General features: G+C 62.6%; 21 protein-coding genes. 7 read left to right on the forward strand and 14 right to left on the reverse strand.

Annotation, left to right across the window (positions count from 1 at the left end):
* Window positions 1-103: 103 nt before the first annotated feature.
* The 3 genes from lhgO to HBR94_RS15700 form a co-directional block, all read right to left on the reverse strand.
* Entirely contained in the window at window positions 104-1,297 is a 1,194-nt protein-coding gene (lhgO, locus tag HBR94_RS15690; RefSeq protein WP_169961162.1) for an L-2-hydroxyglutarate oxidase, read from the reverse strand.
* A gap of 109 nt (window positions 1,298-1,406) precedes the next feature.
* Window positions 1,407-2,117, reverse strand: a complete 711-nt coding sequence (locus tag HBR94_RS15695; protein WP_057441875.1) for a FadR/GntR family transcriptional regulator — start codon at window positions 2,115-2,117, stop codon at window positions 1,407-1,409.
* Between the two features lie 54 nt (window positions 2,118-2,171).
* Window positions 2,172-3,392 (reverse strand): MFS transporter, encoded by a 1,221-nt coding sequence (locus HBR94_RS15700; protein ID WP_170045156.1) that lies wholly within the window; start codon window positions 3,390-3,392, stop codon window positions 2,172-2,174.
* A gap of 119 nt (window positions 3,393-3,511) precedes the next feature.
* Between HBR94_RS15700 and HBR94_RS15705 the strand changes: the two genes are divergently transcribed.
* Window positions 3,512-4,417 (forward strand): LysR family transcriptional regulator, encoded by a 906-nt coding sequence (locus tag HBR94_RS15705; RefSeq protein ID WP_057441905.1) that lies wholly within the window; start codon window positions 3,512-3,514, stop codon window positions 4,415-4,417.
* A 27-nt stretch (window positions 4,418-4,444) separates the two neighbouring features.
* On the forward strand, window positions 4,445-5,125 hold the full coding sequence (locus HBR94_RS15710) for a GNAT family N-acetyltransferase (RefSeq protein ID WP_057441879.1): 681 nt from the start codon (window positions 4,445-4,447) through the stop codon (window positions 5,123-5,125).
* A gap of 41 nt (window positions 5,126-5,166) precedes the next feature.
* Here the strand turns inward: HBR94_RS15710 and HBR94_RS15715 are convergent, their stop codons facing one another.
* The 6 genes from HBR94_RS15715 to HBR94_RS15740 all read right to left on the reverse strand — a co-directional run bounded on the left by HBR94_RS15715 (window position 5,167) and on the right by HBR94_RS15740 (window position 9,443).
* Entirely contained in the window at window positions 5,167-5,568 is a 402-nt protein-coding gene (locus tag HBR94_RS15715) for a hypothetical protein (protein WP_057959531.1), read from the reverse strand.
* Window positions 5,569-5,600: 32 nt separating this feature from the next.
* Window positions 5,601-6,857, reverse strand: a complete 1,257-nt coding sequence (gene aroA, locus HBR94_RS15720) for a 3-phosphoshikimate 1-carboxyvinyltransferase (protein WP_170045157.1) — start codon at window positions 6,855-6,857, stop codon at window positions 5,601-5,603.
* A gap of 102 nt (window positions 6,858-6,959) precedes the next feature.
* A complete protein-coding gene (locus tag HBR94_RS15725; protein WP_170045158.1) occupies window positions 6,960-7,517 on the reverse strand; it encodes a UPF0149 family protein in 558 nt (185 codons plus the stop codon).
* Window positions 7,518-7,601: 84 nt separating this feature from the next.
* The gene (locus tag HBR94_RS15730; RefSeq protein ID WP_170045159.1) at window positions 7,602-8,294 is read right to left on the reverse strand and encodes an anti-sigma factor; all 693 of its coding nucleotides are present in this window, start codon (window positions 8,292-8,294) and stop codon (window positions 7,602-7,604) included.
* Window positions 8,291-8,830 carry a sigma-70 family RNA polymerase sigma factor gene (locus HBR94_RS15735; RefSeq protein ID WP_170045160.1) on the reverse strand — a complete coding sequence of 180 codons (540 nt, stop codon included), beginning with the start codon at window positions 8,828-8,830 and terminating at the stop codon, window positions 8,291-8,293. Before HBR94_RS15735 ends, HBR94_RS15730 begins: the two co-directional genes overlap by 4 nt.
* A 91-nt stretch (window positions 8,831-8,921) precedes the next feature.
* A complete protein-coding gene (locus tag HBR94_RS15740; protein WP_057959536.1) occupies window positions 8,922-9,443 on the reverse strand; it encodes a DUF3455 domain-containing protein in 522 nt (173 codons plus the stop codon).
* Between the two features lie 203 nt (window positions 9,444-9,646).
* Here HBR94_RS15740 and HBR94_RS15745 point away from each other — a divergent pair, with 203 nt between their 5' ends.
* Window positions 9,647-10,432 (forward strand): sulfite exporter TauE/SafE family protein, encoded by a 786-nt coding sequence (locus HBR94_RS15745; RefSeq protein WP_170045161.1) that lies wholly within the window; start codon window positions 9,647-9,649, stop codon window positions 10,430-10,432.
* Between the two features lie 58 nt (window positions 10,433-10,490).
* On the opposite strand, the gene pcsA is transcribed toward HBR94_RS15745, so the two are convergent.
* Window positions 10,491-11,213, reverse strand: a complete 723-nt coding sequence (pcsA, locus tag HBR94_RS15750; RefSeq protein WP_057441892.1) for a phosphatidylcholine synthase — start codon at window positions 11,211-11,213, stop codon at window positions 10,491-10,493.
* Between the two features lie 150 nt (window positions 11,214-11,363).
* Window positions 11,364-12,302, reverse strand: a complete 939-nt coding sequence (locus tag HBR94_RS15755) for a class I SAM-dependent methyltransferase (protein WP_057959537.1) — start codon at window positions 12,300-12,302, stop codon at window positions 11,364-11,366.
* 192 nt (window positions 12,303-12,494) lie between these two features.
* Between HBR94_RS15755 and mdeB the strand changes: the two genes are divergently transcribed.
* Window positions 12,495-15,173, forward strand: a complete 2,679-nt coding sequence (gene mdeB / locus HBR94_RS15760; protein ID WP_169990552.1) for an alpha-ketoglutarate dehydrogenase — start codon at window positions 12,495-12,497, stop codon at window positions 15,171-15,173.
* A 132-nt stretch (window positions 15,174-15,305) separates the two neighbouring features.
* Here the strand turns inward: mdeB and HBR94_RS15765 are convergent, their stop codons facing one another.
* Window positions 15,306-15,794 carry a DUF1289 domain-containing protein gene (locus tag HBR94_RS15765; protein ID WP_057441896.1) on the reverse strand — a complete coding sequence of 163 codons (489 nt, stop codon included), beginning with the start codon at window positions 15,792-15,794 and terminating at the stop codon, window positions 15,306-15,308.
* Between the two features lie 36 nt (window positions 15,795-15,830).
* Window positions 15,831-16,721 carry a LysR substrate-binding domain-containing protein gene (locus HBR94_RS15770; RefSeq protein ID WP_057441899.1) on the reverse strand — a complete coding sequence of 297 codons (891 nt, stop codon included), beginning with the start codon at window positions 16,719-16,721 and terminating at the stop codon, window positions 15,831-15,833.
* 112 nt (window positions 16,722-16,833) lie between these two features.
* On the opposite strand from HBR94_RS15770, the gene HBR94_RS15775 reads away from it, so the two are divergent.
* A complete protein-coding gene (locus HBR94_RS15775) occupies window positions 16,834-17,844 on the forward strand; it encodes a zinc-binding alcohol dehydrogenase family protein (RefSeq protein WP_170045162.1) in 1,011 nt (336 codons plus the stop codon).
* An 83-nt stretch (window positions 17,845-17,927) separates the two neighbouring features.
* Window positions 17,928-18,227: a putative quinol monooxygenase gene (locus HBR94_RS15780; protein ID WP_057441906.1), complete on the forward strand. Its 300-nt coding sequence runs from the start codon at window positions 17,928-17,930 to the stop codon at window positions 18,225-18,227.
* 52 nt (window positions 18,228-18,279) lie between these two features.
* On the opposite strand, the gene HBR94_RS15785 is transcribed toward HBR94_RS15780, so the two are convergent.
* Window positions 18,280-19,530, reverse strand: a complete 1,251-nt coding sequence (locus tag HBR94_RS15785) for a ribonucleotide-diphosphate reductase subunit beta (RefSeq protein ID WP_170045163.1) — start codon at window positions 19,528-19,530, stop codon at window positions 18,280-18,282.
* Between the two features lie 224 nt (window positions 19,531-19,754).
* On the opposite strand from HBR94_RS15785, the gene HBR94_RS15790 reads away from it, so the two are divergent.
* Window positions 19,755-20,222, forward strand: coding sequence for a GNAT family N-acetyltransferase (locus tag HBR94_RS15790; RefSeq protein ID WP_170045164.1), 468 nt, complete (start codon window positions 19,755-19,757; stop codon window positions 20,220-20,222).
* Window positions 20,223-20,491 lie beyond the last annotated feature (269 nt).

Genomic DNA, 20,491 nt, shown 5'->3' on the forward strand with positions numbered 1-20,491 from the left:
GCCTTGGCGAGGCTGCGATAGCGCTGGGGCAGGCGATACATTGGTTGCCTGCGCCGCCGTCATCGCAGCCTCGCGGGGCGAGACAGCTCCTACAGGGGGGTGTTTAGTTGGGGGTGAACATGCGGTCGGCGATCATTTCGCCAATCGGAATCGCCGAGGTGGCCGCCGGTGACGGCGCGTTACACACGTGCAACATGCGCGGCGTCTGGGCGAACAGGAAATCGTGCACCAGGCTGCCGTCGCGCATCACCGCCTGGGCGCGGATCCCGGCTTCATAGGGCAGCAGGTCGTCGAGTTCCAGGGATGGGCAGTACTTGCGGCATTGCTCCAGGTAGCCGGACTTGAACAACGAATTCTTCATTTCCACGCTGCCGGAGCCGAGGTTCTGCCAGATGGTTTTCCAGAAGCCGGGGAAGCGTGCGTACTCGGCCACATCCTTCCAGTTGACGGAAAACTTCTTGTAGTTCTCCCGGCCCAGGCCCAGCACCGCATTGGGGCCGACGGTGACGCTGCCATCAATCATGCGGGTCAGGTGCACCCCCAGAAACGGCAGCTCCGGATCCGGGATCGGGTAGATCAAGTGGTTGACGATGTTGTTCTTCGACGCCGGCAAGCGGAAATACTCGCCACGGAAGGGGATGATCTGGTGGTCGATATCAATCCCGGCCAGGGTCGCCAGGCGGTCCGATTGCAGGCCCGCGCACACCACCAGGTGCCGCGCTTGCCAGGCGCCGTCGTGGGTGCTGACGGTGACTTTGTCGGTGTCTTCGGCAATCGCCGTGACGGTTTTTTCCAGGCAGATCTCACCCCCGTTGCGGCGAATCACTGCAGCCATGGTTTCGCAGACCTGGCGGTAGTCGACTATCCCGGTGGCATCGAGGAACAACCCGCCCAGGCCGACAATGTTCGGCTCGCGGGCACGCAGTTGCTCGGCGTCCAGGCGCTCGACCTTCATCCCGTTGAGCTGCGAGCGCGCATACAGCGCTTCCATGCGCTGCACTTCCAGGGCCGTGGAGGCCACCAGCAATTTGCCGCACACCTCGAACTTGATCCCATGCTCGCTGCAGAACTGTTTGGTGGCCTCGGCGCCACGCTTGCACAGGTCGGCCTTGAGGCTGCCGGGTGCGTAGTAGATGCCGGCATGGATCACGCCGCTGTTATGGCCGGTCTGGTGCTTGGCCAGCACCGCTTCCTTTTCCAGGATCACCAGGGACGCGTTGGGCTGGCGCTTGAGCAACTCCATCGCGGTGGCCAGGCCGACAATGCCGCCACCGATGATGCAAAAGTCATAAATCATGTGGGCTACCTAAATCAGTACATTTCAGTCTGCTTATCAGGTTGTCAGACTAATGTTTTTGTTAAAAAAACAGCGTGCCCGCGGGCACGCTTTATAGGTGTTCGATGGATCAATGGGTGGCCGGCAGCTCCAGTTGCAAGCGTTTGGCGGCGGCACGCAAATGCGCCTCGGCGGCGGCGGCAGCGCCCTGGGGGTCGGCGTCGACGATGGCCTGGTACAACGCCTGGTGTTCCTGGGTGGCATCCGCCGAGCCGCTGGCAAAGCGCGACGCCGAGTTTTCCCAGGCGGTCTTGCGTGCGCTGGCCAACTGGCTGCGCAGAAAGTCGTGGAAGGCGACGAAATACTCGTTTTTGCTGGCGTCGGCGATGGCCCGGTGAAACTCCACGTCGGCCAGTGCAGCGGCCTCAAAGTCGGCGCGCTTATCGTGCATTTCCTGCAGGGCACGTTTCATGCGTTGCAGGTCCTCGGCGTCGCGGCGTTGGGCGGCAATGGAGGCCGCCTGGGTTTCGATCCACAGGCGCACTTCGAACATTTGCGCGAGGTCAGGGCGTCGGCCATTCTTTTCCGGAAAGCGGAACACCGTACCGGCCGGGGTCTGCGAAATAAACGAGCCCAGGCCACGGCGGGCGGTCAGCACGCCATCGGCCTTGAGCTGGGCAATCGCCTCGCGCACCACCGAACGGCTGACATTCAACTGTTCCGCCAGTTGCTGCTCGGTGGGCAGGCGCGACTCGGGCGCCAGTTGTCCGGAGTCAATCTCGGCCCGTATGGCGCTGACAACACGCACAACGAGGGAATCTGGACGCTGAAGCTCAAGCATGGCAAAACCTAGGTGATCAGGTTGTCAGACAATAGCTGTTACGATTTTCCCTTGTCAAGGCGCCGCTGTGGCTTGCAGCGTTTTTACCTGGCGCCCCAAGGCCAGCAGCAGCGCCAGCACAACCAGCCCTGCGGCCACCGCAAAGGTCACGCGCAAGCCTTGGCCGACTGCTGCGGGGAGGGCTGACTGGAGATCGCCAGTGCCCCAGGCAAACACCGCGCCCAGGGCCCAGGCGCCGATAATCAGGCCCAGATTGCGCGACAGGTTCAGCCAGCCCGCGATCACGCCGCGTCGATCCGCCGACAGATTGCTCATCACTGCTGTGTTGTTGGCCGCCTGAAAGTGCGCGTAGCCCAGGGTGAGGATCACCAGCGCGCCGATATAACCTGCAGCGTCCAAGGGCAGCAACACCAACATCAAGCAGCCGGCGAGCATGCACAACAGGCCGCCAAGCGTCGTGGCATAGCTGCCCCAGCGGTCGGTCAGGCGCCCGGCCGGTATGCCCGCGAGCGCCGCGACGCACGGGCCGACAGCCATGGCCAGGCCCATAGGCGTGGGATCCAGCCCTAGGCCATGGCTCAGGTAAAACGGCCCGGCGACCAGGGTGGTCATCATCACGGCCGCCACCAGCGTACTCATGCCAAGCCCGGCGCCCAGGGCTCGGTCATGGAGTGCCGAGAAGACACTGACGCGGCCGCCAGTGGGTGGTGGCGGATCTCTGTCGGCCTGTGTGCGCTGCACCAGCACAAACGCCAGGGCGGCCAACGGCAGCATGACCAGGAACAGCGCGCGCCAGCCCGACGCCGCAATCAGTGCGCCACCGATGGCCGGCCCCAAGCCGGTACCCACCGCCGACATCGTTCCCAGCAAACCCATGACGCGCCCGGTCTGCTCCTTGGGCACGGTGGCGGTGACCAGCGCCATGGTCATTGCCATCATGGTCGCTGCGCCGAGCCCTTGCAGCGCCCGCGCCGCGACCAACGCACCGAGGGAGGGCGCGGCGCTGCACAGGGCGCATGCCACGGCGAAGACCGCCACACCCGCCAGCAGCAGGCGTCGATGGCCGAACCGATCCCCCAGGCGGCCCACACCCACCAGCACGGCCGTGATCGCCAGCAGATAACTCAGCACCACCCATTGCACCGCTGCAAAGGCTGCCGTAAAGCCCTCGGCCATCTGCGGCAGGCCGACATTGGCAATGCTGGTGCCCAGTGCAGCCAGGAGCATGCACAACGATAAACCGGCGAGCGCGCCGCGTGGGGTAGGGGACGTCATGGGATTTTCCTTGTGCTGCACCTAGTCGTTGCCTGCACTCTATGGTCTCGCCTAGCATGGCGGAAGACGCAGCAGTTGCACTCTATGCCTGCGTCAAACGCCTGATGAGGATTGCCGCCGTGTCGCTTCCCGATTTCAACCTGCTGGTCACCCTGGACGTGCTGCTCGCCGAAGGCAGCGTCGCCCGTGCCGCCCAGCGCCTGGGCCTGAGCCCCTCGGCCATGAGCCGGGCGTTGGCGCGGCTGCGTGAAACCACCGGTGACCCGTTGCTGGTGCGCGCCGGCCGAGGCCTGGTGCCGACGCCACGCGCCCTGGAGCTGCGCGAACGGGTCAGCCAACTGGTACAGGATGCCGAAGCGCTGCTGCGTCCGCTGCAGGTCCTGGATCTCAAGAGCCTGCAGCGAACCTTTGTGCTGCGCACCAGCGAAGGGTTTGTCGAGAGCTTTGGCCCGGCGCTGCTGGCCCATATCGCCGCGCAGGCGCCCGGCGTACGCCTGCACTTTGTGCATAAGCCCGGCACACCGCTGCGCGACAGCGGCGTGGACCTGGAAACCGGCGTGGTCGATAGCACGGCCAACCCCGAAGTGCTGACCCAGTTACTGTTTCGCGACCGCTTTATCGGCGTGGTCCGCGCCGGCCATCCACTGAGCCAGGGGCCCATCACCCCTGCACGCTACGCCGCCGGCCGGCATATCTACGTGTCCCGGCGCGGGCGCGAGCGCGGGCAGATCGACGATGCCCTTGAGGCCTTGCACCTCACGCGTGACGTGGCGACCATCGTCACCGGGTTCTCCACCGCCGTGGCACTGGCGCAAAGGACCGACCTGATCGCCAGCGTCCCTGAGCGTTATACCCATGGCCTGCGCGATGGTCTGTTCAGCTTTGCCCTGCCGGTCGACGTCCCGGAGTTCAGCGTGGCGATGCTCTGGCATCCACGCCTGGATGCCGACCTCGCGCATCGTTGGCTGCGTGGCTGTTTGCGCGAGGTGTGTGGCGCAGAACGGGTACAATCTCGCCAGCCTTGATGCGAAATACCAGGAAACAGGAATTCGATGTTCACCCTTACCCACTACGCAAGCCCATGCCCCGAGCCGGTCAACAGCCAGATTCTGCAGATGGTGGTCGACTACCTGACCGATATCAGCATGGTCGCCATCCCGCCGAGCAACCTGCTGTACAACATCTACCAATATGCAATCGGCTACGAAGTGCACCTGTACCTGGAAGCGTTGGGCGGGGGCAAGGGCATTGCGGTTGAGCTGATTGTCGCGATGGATGAGCAGGATCCGGCCAAGGTCATTGGCTTCCTGCTGTACCTGCCGGTCAAGGACGATCCTGAGGCTTGCGGCGTGACCTATATGGCCGTGCATGCCAGCCACCGCCGCCAGGGCGTGGCGCGGGCGATGATGGATGACATGCTCGGCCGTTACCCCCATGGCGAACTGACCTGCGCGGTGGAAAAAGTCCCGGCGTTCGAAGCCATGGGCTTTCAGGTGCGCGGCGTGCGTGGCACTCAGGTATTGATGAATACCCGTGACTACAGCACCGATGGTCTGATGGGCGTGTTGGATGTGGCGTCGATCTACAGCTCCCTGGAAGTGCGGCAGATTCACACCTATTTGCTAAACAAACACGGCAAACGCGCGATGATCGACGCCGAGAAACAGCGGGACCGGCATTTCGATCAGATGGCGCGCAAGGCCCAGGTGTTTGTGCAAAACCGCTTGGCCTGACCGGCGGCTGTTGTGGCAACGGGTCTGATCAAGCCCGTTGCTCACAACAACGGCGGGCTGTCGCGAAACAGGTCATGGGCATCCAGCAACCGATAAGCAATCTCCGGCCGTTTCTCCATCCCTTTGCGAATGGCTGCCGGAATCGACTGCCGCGTCTTGCGACACAGCCCCGGCAGGTCGTCGATGACGATCTGGATCCCGCGCATGCTTTTGACTTCGGTATGCCCCGGGGCGATATGCACGCGGATGCCCAGTTGCTGGTGCATCAGGTGTTGCATGCGTTCCAGGTCGGCCAGGCTTTGCAGGTTTTCCAGGCGCTCGAGCAGCTTTTTTTCTTCCTGACGGGTCAGTTGCAGGATGCGCTGGTCGGCACCGGGGGCCTCGAGCAGTTGCTCGCGCTCGCAGTCACACACAGCCGGTGGGCAGGGTTGGCGAATTGTCATGATCACTCCCTCCCCACGCTGGTGCTGACGGCTTAGTAGGTCAGTTGCACGCCCAGGCTGCCCAGGGCGTTCCAGTACTCAGGATAGGTCTTGCCCACGCAGTCCGGGTCCTGAATCTTGACGCCCGAGACTTTCAGGCCTGCCAGCGCAAAGCACATGGCGATGCGGTGGTCGGCGTGGGTGTCGATCAGTGCGGTACACGCAGTGCCCGCCAACGCCGGATCGCTGGCCACCAGCAAGTCGTCACCGATGATGGTCGCCAGCCCCGGGCGGATCTCGTTGAGGCCGTCATGCAGGGCCTGGACGCGGTCGCATTCCTTGACCCGCAGGTTGGCCAGTTCGGTGAACCGCACCGGGGTGTTGTTGAACGCCGCCAGCACCGCGAGGGTCGGGATGGCGTCCTGCATCTGCGAGCCGACCACTGTGGCCGGCATCTGCGGGAATTGCGCGATCACGGCCTGGGCCTTGGCGTCGGGCTGGGTGAAGTCCTGGGCCGCGACGCCCAGGTCGATGCTGCCGCCCGTGAGTACTTCAGCCGCCCACAGGTAGGTGGCCGCCGAAGCGTCGGGTTCGATCAGATAATCGTTGGCGGTGTAGCCGGTGGGGGCCACGCGCCAGGTGCTGTCGTTGACCACGTCCACCTGGGCGCCGAACGCGCGCATGCAATCCAGGGTCAGGTCGACATAGCCACGGGCGCCAATGTCCTTGCCGGTCAGGGCCACCTCGATAGGGGCCTCGCCGCACGCCGCGAGCATCAACAGCGCCGACACGTACTGACTGGACAGGCCGCCGTCGATCTCGAAGCGCTTGGCCTGCACCTTGCCGCGCCCATGTACGGTCACGGGCGGGCAGCCGGTGGGGCTTTCAACCTGGATGCCGTTCTGGTTCAGGGTCGCCAGCAGCGGGCCGATCGGGCGCTTTTGCATGTACGCGTCGCCATCCAGTACCACGCTGCCTTCCACGGTCGCCACGGCGGCCGTAAGAAAGCGCATTGCGGTGCCGGCGTTGCCCAGGAACAGGGGTTGCGCCGGCAGTTGCAGTTTGCCGTGGCCGGTGACGACAAAGGTCACGTCATCCGGCTCATCAATGGTCACGCCCATCTGGCGCAAGGCCACGGACATATGCCGGGTGTCGTCGCTTTTCAGCGCGCCGCTCAGGCGGCTGGTGCCCTTGGCCAGGGCCGCCAGCAACAGGGCGCGGTTGGTAATGGATTTGGAGCCGGGAGGCGCTACCTTGCCGTGCAATGGAAAGTTGGGCGGTGTCACGGTCACGGTTTTCTGCGAACTCAAGGTACAAGGCTCCTGATTCAAGGCGCGGTGGCTGGGAGTGGCCGGCTGGCGGAGACGAATAATCGACCATCCGGCACGGCAGGGTCAAATCGTGGCGCAGGTTTAACCGCGCTGGCTCAGCCAATAGGCATGCAAGGCCCTGGCGGCCGGTTCGATGCGCGCCACCTGCTGTTGATGCGCGGTGACATCCAGGTCGGCCGGCAATTCGAAGTTGTCCTGCTCGGCGCACCAGGAGATGGCTTCCAACTGTGCCGCCTGTTCGCTCGGCAGCGGCGGCCATTCGCTGATCGCGGCGCCACGGATATAGCCAAAGCACCACTCCTCGGCGAGGGTCAGCGGCTGGTCCTGGTGTTCGGTTTGTTCAAAGCGTGCCTCAAAACCCTGGGCATCGCTGGCTAACTGCAGGGCAAGGCTGTTGAGATGGCGCGTGCACAGGTCGATAAACTGCCCGAGTTCTTCCTTGCTTTCCCAGGCCGGGACCTGCCCACCCCAGATGGCCGGGAACCAGATGGCAACGTCCACCGGCGCCGGGCCGGACACCAGGGCCGTGAAGTAGCCGTCGAGCTCGGCCAGGTTCAACACCGAGTTGTCGTCGCCGTATTTGAGCAGAATGTCTTCGATGAACTCGAAATCGGCAGGGGCGAGGGCGTGGTCGTGCATGAACATATCCTTTGAGCGTCAAGCGCCGCAGATAAGGCGGCGTAAAACGCGGAGGATGGCGCGAGTCGGCGTTTTAATCCAGTGCTAGATCACCTTTACCGCACGGCCAATCGCCTGGATCGGCCCGGTCGGCTTGCGGGTCGGCGAGCCATTGGGGCCTTCCAGGGTCAGCTCGAACAGTTGGTTGGGCGCCAGCGGCGGCAGTTTATCCAGAGGGATCGACAGGCTTTGCCCCGGCTTGACCAACCCAAGCGAAACCGGGCCTTGCCAGTCATCACCCTTGGTCCAGAACTCCAGCGCCTTGTCTGCCGGTATCTGCACCACACCCAGGGGGATCAGCTGGATTTGCTGATCGTTGCTGGCCTGGATCACCCAGCCCGGCGCCTGGCTCTGTGGCGCCATCAGCACCACCACGTAGGCGGTCGGGTTGACGGCGGCGGGGCGGGTCAGCAGCAGTGTGGCCAGCACCAGACTGGCCAACAAGCCTGCACCGGCCAGGCCACGCCACAGGGCGAGCAGGTTCCACCACGGCATCGACCGCGCATCGCCCAGGGTGTGATGGCCCAGGCTGCGTTCAATGCGTCGCCACAGGTAGGGCGACGGCGCCAGCGGCTCGGCCAGTTCGGTCAGGGGCAGCAGGCGCTGTTCCCAGGCATCCACCGCCGCGCGCAAGGGCGCGTCGTGTTCCAGGCGTTGCTGCACCTGCAAACGTTGATCTGCGGCCAAGGTCCCCAGCACGTATTCGCTGGCCAGTTCGTCCAATTCGTCGGGTGTCATGCCATGCACTCACGCAAGGCCGCGAGGCTGCGTTTGATCCAGGCTTTGACAGTCCCCAGCGGGGTGTCCAGTTTCTGTGCGATTTCACTGTGGGACAGGCCATCGACATACGCATGCAACAGGCAACTGCGGCGCGACGGTTCCAGATGCTCCAGGCACTGATAAACCTTGCCGCTGCGGGCGCGGTACTCGAAGTGCTCGGCCGTGGGCTCAGCTACCAGTGTGCGTTCGTGCTCATCACTGAGCGCGACCTCACGCTGATTTTTACGCATAACGTTGAGCGCCATATGCCGGGTCACGCTGTACACCCAGCCACGGGCCGAACCTCGGCGCGGGTCGAACCCGCTGGCACCGTTCCAGATGTTGATAAATGCCTCATGCACGATGTCCTCTGCCAGGGCCGTGTCCCGTGCGATGCGCTTGGCCACGCCGAGCAGACGGGCGCAATCTTGTTCATACAACTGACGCAAGGCTTGCTGTTCGCCACGGGCGCAGGCCAACAGGCAGGCTTCATAGTCAAAGAGAAGTTCGGGCAAGGACTGGGGCCGCCATTTCAGGGTCAACCCCCGGCCCAGAGTGGCCGGGGTGCTATCGCAGCAGCTTAGACGAGTTTTCTGGCCGGGCGAGTCATTTGGCCGCCCAGAAGAGGTAGTCCGCCTGGTACTTCACCACTTGCTGCTGGCCCTTGGTGGCGGTGCTGCATTCGGCACTCGGCGCCACGCCACCCTTGAGCGCCACGCGCTGGATATAGCTGACGCCGGTCATGGCACCCTGGCCTTCAGCCGGATTGGCCTTGACCAACTGATAGGGCAGGTTGCCGGCGCTGGACGGCGCCACGGCCAGTTGGGTGCCGGTGACTTTAGAACCGTCCTTGGCCTGCCAGGTGGCAGGCGGGCCGAAGTAGGTACCCACTTGCTTACCGCTACGATCGTTGAGCACCGCCTTGGGGCCAACAAAGACCCACTCGGTCTGGCCGGCAGCGTTGGCCTTGTCGCGGCATTCGTAGGTGATTTCGCCGACACCGGTGGTTTCCAGGATCAGCTTGTGCCCGTCCGGCACCTTGATGCTGTCGGGCAGGCTGGTCTGGGCAAAGGCCGCCGGTGCGGCAATCAGCAGGCAGGTCAGGCAGAGCAGGGGTTTAGCGTTCATCGGTGTCTCTCCGTAAGGGTGAACAGCTGAGCAGCGCTGCGGCTGCTTCCTGTACTACTCACGGCGTGGCCGATTGGATGCACGGCGCGGCAAATAAATCTGCAAAACACAAAAGGAATAAAGTCAGATCGTATTGATATAAGTAGTTATAAGAAAAATCGCTATGCTGCCGCCAGAATTTTATAAGGCCGCAGGTAGCTGTAATGGATGTGGGTAATTTTGGTTTTGTGGTGGCGGGCCTGATTGTTGGTTTTATCGTCGGCATGACCGGCGTCGGTGGAGGGTCGTTGATGACCCCGATCCTGCTGTGGTTCGGCATCAACCCGGCGACCGCCGTGGGTACCGACCTGCTGTATGCCGCCATCACCAAATCCGGTGGGGTGCTGGTGCATGGCAAGAACAAGAACATCGACTGGACCATCACCGGCTGGCTGACCCTGGGCAGTGTGCCGGCGGTGTTGCTGACGCTGTGGTTCCTCAAGAGCCTGCATACCGATCCCAGTGCGATGAACGAAGTGATCAAGCAAGCCCTGGGTGTGGTGCTGTTGCTGACGGCCCTGGCGATTCTGTTCAAGAAGCGATTGTTGGCCTTTGCCCAGCGCCATGCGGGCGACAACTACCATATGAGCCCGCGCAACCTGAATGGGTTGACGGTATTCACTGGGGCGATCCTCGGCACCATGGTTGCCCTGACCTCCATCGGTGCCGGCGCCCTGGGCACCGTGGCGCTGTTTATCCTGTACCCGTTTTTGGCCACCAAGCGCCTGGTGGGCACCGAAATCGCCCACGCAGTCCCCCTGACCCTGGTCGCGGGCCTTGGGCATGCGAGCATGGGTAATATGGACTGGCATTTGCTGGGGTTCTTGCTGATGGGCTCGCTGCCGGGTATCTACTTCGGCAGCCATATGTCCGGCCGGGTGCCGGATGAGCTGCTGCGTCCGTGCCTGGCGGTGATGCTGGGGTTGATTAGTTTCAAGCTGGCGTTCTGACTGCCGGTCTTGCGCTGGGTTGCTGTGGCGAGGGCGGCTCGCCACAACACTTCACGGTTTATGCCTTGCGCGATTTATCCAACCACTCCATCGCCGTACGCCAGATACAAATCCCCAGGAAATACGCCGACATCAACAACCACAAGCCCATGGTCAGCTTGTTGGTGTACGGCTGGTCGATCACCAGCAACAGGCTGCACAGCAGCCACACCGTGGTCACCGCAATATTGATCGGCATAAAGCGCTTGACCCGGAACGGGTGCAGGAACTTCATCGGCGTCACCGTCAGCAGCGCCAGGCCGATCACCGTGGCCAAGGTTATCCAGGCGTCCGGGTCGATAATGTAGACACACAGCGCCACCACATTCCAGGCTGCGGGGAAGCCCTGGAAGTAGTTGTCCTTGCTCTTCATATTGACGTTGCAGAAGCAGAACAACGACGACACCAGGATCACCGAGACGGTGAACAGGTGGGTGAAGTCCGGCAGGTCGATATAGCGGTAGATAAACAGCGCCGGGATAAACACATACGTCAGGTAGTCAATCACCAGGTCCAGTACCGAGCCATCGAAGCTTGGCAGCACGGTCTGCACATTGACCCGCCGCGCCAGCGACCCGTCCACGCCATCCACAATCAACGCCAGGCCCAGCCACAGCAGGCAGGCCTTGGGTTGGTTCTCAAGCAGCGCCAGCGTCGCAAGGAAGGCCAGCACCACGCCGGTGGCGGTAAAGCCATGGGCGCCCCAGGCTTTGAGTCTGGCTACATGCAGGGTCGATATCACAGGGGCGTTCTCCAAAAGGTGAAACGGGGCAGCCGACGGCGGTTGAGCGTCGAATCTGGCCAAGGGATGCAGGTATCGACCGGGAAGGAGGGGATAAGGTTCACCACCAAGGCCTTAGGTTGAGCGTAGCAAGCGCAGAAGGATTCGGCATCAGCCCTGACGGAACACCAGGGCCTTCAGACCACTTTGCGGATCAATGTCGGGAAATTCCGGCGGGTTTGCCAGGCGCTGCTCAAAACGCAGCCCCGGCGCTTCGCGGGTGACGCCCTCGATCAGGAAGTCTTCGCCCAGCGCCGGGTCATTCATGCAGGCCAAGACCGTGCCTTGGGGTGTCAGCAGGTCGGGCAGGCGACGCAGCACGCGCTGGTAGTCCTTGGTCAGCAGGAAGCTGCCTTTCTGAAACGACGGCGGGTCGATGATCACCAGGTCATAGGGGCCGCTGCTGGTGACTTTCGCCCAGGACTTGAACAAGTCATGCCCCAGGAAGCTCACCTTGCCCAGGTCATGGCCATTGAGCCGGTGATTGTCGCGACCCCGGCTCAGGGCGCCACGGGCCATATCCAGGTTGACCACATGCTCGGCCCCGCCCTCGATGGCGGCCACGGAAAACCCGCAGGTATAGGCAAACAGGTTCAGCACCCGCAAGCCACGGGCGTGTTCGCGCACCCAGTTGCGGCCGTAGCGCATATCCAGAAACAGCCCACTGTTCTGCTTTTTGCCCAGGTCGATGCGATAACGCAGGCCGCCTTCGGTGATGGTCAATTCCTCGACCCTCTCGCCCCACAGCCATTCGGTGGTGCTTTGCGGCAAGTAGCGATGTTGCAGGGCCAGAGTGTGGGCGCCGGCCTGTTGCCATTCGCGGCTTTCGCAGAGCTCGCGCAGTTGGTGTTGCAAGGCTTGCAGTTGCGCGGGCTCAGGCTCCTTGAACAACGAAACCAGCACCACGCCTTGCAGCCAATCCACGGTCAACTGCTCCAGCCCCGGCCAGCAACGACCCCGGCCGTGGAACAGGCGACGGGTTTCCACGGGCACGTCACGCAGGGCGGTCAGCAAGTGAGTGTGGAGCAGGGCGAGGGCGTCTGGGGTCATCGGGCAGCGTCGATCATTAAACGGGCGGCATTTTAAACACAATTGCGTTGACTCAGGTGAAGGAAGCACAACGTGCTTTTAATCAGCCATGTTTAAGCGTTTTGTGCTGCAAATCGTCCTTTGACCTACCCAGAACAGTCAAAAAATCCTTTTGGGCAGACATAAACTGGAAAAAACAGCTCGGAGGTGCCCATGAACGGTTTCGTAAAGACAGTCAATCAAACAGCCATTGACCAGCAGGAGCTCACCGAGTGGCGCGACGCCCTGGACTCCCTGGTACGCCATGCCGGCCCGGAGCGCGCGCGGGAGATCCTCGATATGCTGGCCGATGCCGGCAATACGCCAGCCATCGGTTGGAAACCGCGCCATGGCACGCCCTACATCAACAGCATCGCCGTAGACCAGCAGCCACACTTTCCCGGCGACCTGGCGACCGAAGAGCGCCTGGCCTCGCTGGTGCGCTGGAACGCCCTGGCCATGGTGGTGCGTGCCAATCAGGCCTATGGCGAGTTGGGTGGCCATATCGCCAGCTATGCCAGCGCGGCGGACCTGTTCGAGGTGGGTTTCAACCATTTTTTCCGTGCACGTCACGACAACGTTGGCGGCGACCTGGTGTTCTACCAGCCGCATTCCGCGCCCGGTATTTACGCGCGGGCCTTTCTTGAGGGGCGCCTGAGCGAGCAGGACCTGGCCCACTATCGCCAGGAGCTGGGTGCGGTCAAGGCCGGCGCCCGTGGCCTGTCGAGCTATCCGCACCCGTGGTTGATGCCGGACTTCTGGCAGTTCCCCACCGGCTCCATGGGCATAGGCCCGATCAGCTCGATTTTCCAGGCGCGCTTTATGCGTTACCTGCACCATCGCGGCTTGCAGGACACCACCGACCGGCATGTCTGGGGTGTGTTCGGCGATGGCGAGATGGACGAGCCGGAAAGCATGTCAGCCCTGACCCTGGCCGCCCGCGAAGGCCTGGACAACCTGACCTGGGTGGTCAACTGCAACCTGCAACGCCTCGATGGCCCGGTGCGCGGTAATGGCCGGATCATCGATGAGCTGGAGGCACTGTTTGCCGGTGCCGGTTGGAACGTGATCAAGCTGGTGTGGGGGTCGGACTGGGACGCCTTGCTGGCCAAGGATGAGGACGGCGCGTTGGTGCGCACCTTGTCCCAGACCGTGGACGGGCAGTTCCAGACCTTTGCCGCCAAGGACGGGGCCTATAACCGCGAGCACTTCTTTGGCCAAAATGAATCCCTGGCCAAGCTGGCGGCCGGCTTGAGCGATGAGCAGATCGACCGTCTCAAGCGCGGCGGCCACGACATGCTGAAAATCCATGCTGCCTATCACGCCGCGCGGCGGGTCAAGGGGCGCCCTACGGTAATCCTGGCCCAGACCAAGAAAGGCTTTGGCATGGGCGAGGCCGGGCAGGGCAAGATGACCACCCACCAGCAGAAAAAACTCGATCGCGACGCGCTGATCGGCTTTCGCAACCGCTTCCAGTTGCCCCTGAGCGACGAGCAGACCGAATCCCTGAGCTTCTACAAACCCGCCGCCGACAGCGCCGAAATGCGCTACCTGCACCAGCGCCGCGCAGCCTTGGGCGGTTATGTGCCCAGCCGCAGCCAGAGCGCTGAACCGGTACAGGTGCCGCCGGTGAGTGGCTACGGCGGTTTTGCGACCCAGGCCGAAGGCAAGGAAATGTCCACCACCATGGCCTTTGTGCGCATGCTCAGCAACCTGCTCAAAGACAAGGCCCTGGGCCCGCGCATCGTGCCGATTGTCGCCGACGAGGCACGCACCTTCGGCATGGCCAACCTGTTCAAGCAGATCGGCATCTATTCCAGCGTCGGTCAGCGCTACGAGCCGGAAGATATCGGTTCGATCCTCAGCTATCGCGAAGCCACCGACGGGCAGATCCTTGAGGAAGGCATCAGTGAAGCCAGCGCTATCAGTTCCTGGGTCGCGGCGGCCACCAGCTACTCGGTGCATGGCTTGCGCATGCTGCCGTTCTACATCTACTACTCGATGTTCGGTTTCCAGCGCGTGGGCGACCTGATCTGGGCCGCCGCCGACCAGCGCGCCCGGGGCTTTTTGCTCGGCGCCACGGCGGGGCGTACCACCTTGGGCGGCGAGGGCCTGCAGCACCAGGACGGCAGCAGCCACCTGATGGCCGCGACCGTGCCTAACTGCCGTGCTTACGACCCGGCGTTTGCCGGCGAATTTGCGGTGATTCTCGACCACGGCATGCGCCAGATGCTTGAACACGATGTGGACGAGTTCTACTACGTGACCCTGATGAACGAAAACTACCCGCAACCGACCCTGCCCGAAGGCGTCGAGGCGGCGATTATCAAGGGCATGTACCGCCTTGAGGGCAGTGCCGGGGCCAAGGTGCGCCTGCTCGGCTCCGGCACCCTGGTGCGCGAGGCCCAGGCCGCCGCGCAGTTACTGGCGGACGATTGGCAGATCGACAGCGAGGTATTCAGCGTGACCAGCTTCAGCGAACTGGCCCGCGATGCGCGTGAGGTGGAGCGCTGGAACCGCCTGCATCCACTGCAAATCCCGCAGCGCAGCCACCTGGCGACCTGCCTGCCCGACGGCGCGCCGGTGATTGCCGTCTCGGACTACGTGCGGGCGGTGCCGCAGATGATCGGTTCCTACCTGGGGGCCCACTACACCGTGCTCGGCACCGATGGCTTCGGGCGCAGCGACACCCGTGCGGCGTTGCGCGATTTCTTCGAGGTGGACCGCCACCACATCGTGCTCGCCGCGCTGGCCGCCCTGGTGGAACAGGGCAGCCTGGAGGCGCAGGTGTGTCAGCGGGCGATTGAGCGATACGGCCTGCACACCGAGCGTGCGGCGTCGTGGACTCACTGACACCTCAAGGTAAATGAGGACCAATTGTGGGAGCGGGCTTGCTCGCGAAGGCGTAGTGTCAGTTGGTGCATAGGTGACTGATTCACCGCCTTCGCGAGCAAGCCCGCTCCCACAGGGGGGGTTGGGTGTGCTTTAGAGGGTAGCAATTAACGCCGGCCCAAACGCCTCGCGCAAAAAATCCGGCGCGATGTAGCGTTGGTAATGCGCCTGCGACAACAGGAAAAACTCCCGATCAATCGCATCACGCAAATCCGCCAGGTGCCGCTCGCGAAACTCCGGTAGCAACGCCAAGCCATACGCATCCAGCCTGGAAATCACCCGCGCGCCCCGGGCAATCAGTTGATAGGCCCAGCAATAAGGCGACTGGTGCGGCATAAAACGGATCTTGCGCTCTTCCAGTTGCTGGCGCAGGCGCGCCGGGTCAAACACCTCCAGCTTGCTGGTCATGACCTGCACCAGCAACTGCTCAAGGCGCAGCCAGACCGCTTGTTTTTCCTCGGCGCTGTAGCCATTCCACTGAATGACTTCATGGTGATAGCGCTTGCAGCCACGGCACACCAGGTCGCCATACACGGTGGAACACAGGCCGACGCACGGCGTCTTGATGGTTTGATTGGGCATAAAAACCGCGTCTTTCCTAATCCACTACAAAAGGGTTCACAGGCGCTGCAGAGCGCTGAACTGCTGGTTCAACCACTGATACAACTGGGTGACCGCCCGCGACATCTGCCCGCGATGGGGGCAGGCGAAGCTCAAGGGGTACACATCCCCGGGAATCTCCGGCAACAGCACCACCAGGCGCTGGGCCTGCACATCGGCATACACATCCAGCCAGGTCTTGTAGGCGATGCCTTCACCGGCGACGGCCCAGCGCCGCACCACATCGGCGTCGTCACTGAACAGGGGGCCGGTGACTTGCACGGTCTGTTCGCCTAGCTCCCAGCGGTCATGCAGGCGGCCGTTTTGCAGGTAGAGCAGGCACGGGTGGCGGGTCAGGTCGTCGACGGATGTCGGTGTGCCGTGGCGCGCCACGTAGTCCGGTGATGCCACCAGCACCCGGCGGTTCCAGGGCGCCAGGGGCAGGGCGATGTAATTGGCGTCCTCGTTCCAGCCATAACGCAGAGCCACGTCCACCGGGTCGCGAAACAGGTTGGTGACCTGGTCCGACACCAGAAAGCGCAAGCTCAACTCAGGGTGCTGGCGGCGAAACTCGGTGAGCATCGGCAGCAGGATATTGCGCCCCAGGTCCGACGGCGCGGCGATCTGCAAGGTGCCACGCAGTGGCGCGTCATCGCCGCGCAAGCGTTCGCGGCCCAGCTCCAATTGCTCCAGCACGCCACGGGCGGTGGGCAGGTACTGTTCGCCCTCGGCGCTCAGGCGCAGGCTGCGGGTGGTGCGGGTAAACAGGCGCACCTCCAGCTCCCGCTCCAGGCGCTTGATCGCCGCCGCCACCTGGCCCGGCAACAGGTTGGCCTCCACGGCCGCGGCGGTGAAACTGCCCAGGGCGGCGCTGCGCAGAAACAGCCCGAGATCATCGATGCGGATCATTTTCACTCCAACAATGAAAGTGTTGCTGCATTTTGTCGATTTTTCTTCTCCCTGGGAACGGTAAAGATGCAAGCCATCGAGGGCCATCGCCCCTCATCACTCGTGAGTTCCCATGAAAGCAATTACCTTTACCGAGCATGGCCTGCCCATCGACGACCCGCGCTCGCTGATTGATGTGAATATCGAAGCCCCGCAGCCGGGCCCTCGGGACCTGCTGGTGGAAGTGCAGGCCGTGGCGGTCAACCCGGTCGATACCAAGGTGCGTTCCGGCACCTTTGCCAAGGAGCCGAAAATCCTCGGCTGGGACGCGGCGGGCATCGTGCGCCAGGTGGGCGCCGACGTGACCTTGTTCAAACCGGGCGACGCGGTGTACTACGCCGGCTCCCTGATCCGCTCCGGCAGCTACAGCGAGTTCCAGGTGGTTGATGAGCGCATCGTCGGCCATCGTCCGCGCACACTGGATGCGGCGCACGCCGCCGCCTTGCCGCTGACCTCGATCACCGCCTGGGAGCTGCTGTTCGACCGCCTGGGCGTGACCGAAGGCGGCGGCGAGGGCGATGTGCTGCTGGTGGTGGGGGCTGGCGGCGGCGTGGGTTCGATCCTGGTGCAACTGGCCCGTCAACTCACCAACATGACGGTGATCGGCACGGCTTCGCGCCCGGAAACCATTGGGTGGGTCCAGCGCATGGGGGCCCATCATGTGATCGACCATCGCCGGCCGATGCTGGCCCAGCTCCAAGCGTTGGGCATTGACGCGGTCAGCCATGTCGCCAGCCTCACGCATACCGAGGAGTACCTGCCGCAACTGGTCGAAGTGCTGCGCCCACAAGGGCGGCTGGGGTTGATCGACGATCCCGCCAGCCTGGATGTGATGCCGCTCAAGCTCAAATCCTTGTCCTTGCACTGGGAACTGATGTTCACCCGCTCGTTGTTTGAAACGGCGGATATGATCCAGCAACACCACCTGCTCAACCGGGTTGCACAACTGATCGACCAGGGCGTGTTGCACACCACCCTGGGCGCACATTTCGGTGCGATCAACGCGGCCAATATGTGCAGCGCCCATGCCCTGGTCGAAAGCGGCAAGGCGCGGGGCAAGATTGTGCTTGAGGATTTCCAATGACCACCCTGATCAAAGCCATGGGCTTATCGCTGTGTATGATGCTCGCTGCATGTGCCAGCCAACCTACCAACGGAGTCGCCAGCATGACCAAACCTTTGATATCCATCGCCGTACTCAAGGCCAAGCCAGGCCAGGAACAAGCACTCAAGGCAGGCCTGCTGGCCTTGGTCGAGCCAACCCGCACCGAGCCTGGCAACCTGGATTACGTGTTGTTCGAACTGCGTGATGAGCCGGGCACGTTCTATATGCGTGAAGCGTTCAAAAACCAGGCGGCCCTCGATGCGCATTTCGCAATGCCGTACTTCCAGCGCTTTGCCGCCACGGCGGATGACTTGCTCCAGGAACCCCTGAAACTGATCTTTCTTGAGCAAGTCTCGAACTGATGCGTGGCGCCTGATAGATCGCTATCGCCGGCAAGCCGGCGATAGCATCGGATCAATCCCAGCTCAACGCCCCACCGGTCTGATACTCGATCACCCTGGTCTCAAAGAAGTTCTTCTCTTTCTTCAAGTCCATGATCTCGCTCATCCACGGGAACGGGTTAGTGGTCCCTGGGTATTCTTCTTTCAAGCCGATCTGCGACAGGCGACGGTTGGCGATGAACTTGAGGTAGTCCTCCATCATCGCCGCGTTCATGCCCAACACGCCGCGCGGCATGGTGTCGCGTGCGTATTCGATCTCCAGCTGGGTCCCTTGCAGGATCATCTGGGTCGCTTCTTCCTTCATGTCGGCATCCCACAGGTGTGGGTTTTCGATTTTGATCTGGTTGATCACGTCGATGCCGAAGTTCAGGTGCATCGACTCATCGCGCAGGATGTACTGGAACTGCTCGGCCACGCCGGTCATTTTGTTGCGGCGGCCCATGGACAGGATCTGGGTGAAACCGCAGTAGAAGAAGATGCCTTCCAGCACGCAGTAGTAGGCGACCAGGTTGCGCAGCAGCTCTTTGTCGGTGTCGACGGTGCCGGTTTCGAACTTCGGATCGGAGATCGAACGGGTGTATTTCAGGCCCCAGGCTGCCTTTTTGGCGACCGATGGGATCTCGTGGTACATGTTGAAGATCTCGCCTTCATCCATGGCCAGCGATTCGATGCAGTACTGGTAGGCGTGGGTGTGGATCGCTTCTTCGAAGGCCTGGCGTAGGATGTACTGGCGGCACTCCGGGTTGGTGATCAGGCGGTACACGGCCAGCACCAGGTTGTTCGCGACCAGGGAGTCGGCGGTGGAGAAGAAGCCCAGGTTGCGCATGACGATGCGACGTTCGTCGTCGGTCAGGCCTTCGGGGTTTTTCCACAGGGCGATGTCGGCGGTCATGTTGACCTCTTGCGGCATCCAGTGGTTGGCGCAGCCGTCGAGGTACTTCTGCCAGGCCCAGTCGTACTTGAAGGGTACGAGTTGGTTGAGGTCGGCGCGGCAGTTGATCATGCGCTTTTCGTCAACGGCGACACGGGCGGAAGCGCCTTCGAGTTCAGCGAGGCCTTCGGCAACGTCGAGTTTGTCCAGGGCCGCCTTGGCGCGCACGATGGCGGCGGAGTCGTTGGCGGTGACGGCGCGGGCTTCGATGGCGGCGGCAGCGCCGGCACCGTCGAGGCGGTCCATGTTGGCTTCGGTGGCGTGGCCGGCGTTGGTGCCACGGATGACCGCTGCACCGGTGTCTTCGTTGTCGACTTCGTCCCAACTCAGCATGAAATACTCCTTCCTGGTCTGTTCTGGCGGCGTATGAAACCGTCCAGAAAACTCGATAATTACCGGCTTCGCACACTATGTAGTGGTCGGCTGCCTGGGTGGGCACACTATATGGTGTGTCGGAAAGTTGGTCAACGCACAAGATGTGCGGTCTTCGGTCGCTGCCCGGCGCAAGATCGGCTATAACGCCTGGGTTTACTGGCCACACTCGGAATCTCAAGGGAATGAAAAATCTACTGATCCGCCCAGCGACCCCAGAAGACGCCGAGAGCATCTTCCTAGTGCATAAAAACTCCGTCGAAAACCTGTGCAATGCCGACTACGGTCCCGAGCAGATTGCCATGTGGCTCGACGGTCGCTCACCTGAGACCTACCGCTCGGCCATCGACGCGGGCAACCTGTGGTTGGCTTGCAACGACACGCTCCAGGGCTTCGTGGAGATCGACGGCCATGAAGTCAGCAAGTTGTTTATTCGCGGGGAGGCAGCCGGGCAGGGGCTTGGTGCGCGTCTGCTGGCCGAAGCTTTGCAGCGCATCGCCGCAGCTGGGCATGACAGGGCCTATCTGGAGGCGACCCTGACCGCCGAAAAATTCTATGCCTCGCATGGCTTCCGCAAGATTGGAGAGGGAACATTCAGCCGGGGCAATAGCCCGGTGTCTATTGAGATCATCAAGATGGAGCGGGCTTTGTAGTTCGGTGCTCTACCAGTTGCTTCTTGCTGGTCCTGCAAGACTGCTTGCGTCTGCTCTGGAAGATCGGAACAACACTGTGGGTTCTTCGGGGGGCATATCCGTTTTTTGTATGACGGCGGCTATTGGTTCCGCCCTTACGGCGGGTCACTTTTGGAAAAGAGCCCCAAAAGTAACCAAAAGGGCTCTTGCCCCACCACTCGGTGCCTCGCCTAGGCTCGGCATGCCCGCAGTCAGGCATTGCTCCGTGGGCCCGCCGCGATCGGCCATCC

Source organism: Pseudomonas sp. WS 5412 (assembly GCF_012985615.1).
Taxonomy (GTDB): Bacteria; Pseudomonadota; Gammaproteobacteria; order Pseudomonadales; family Pseudomonadaceae; genus Aquipseudomonas; species Aquipseudomonas shahriarae.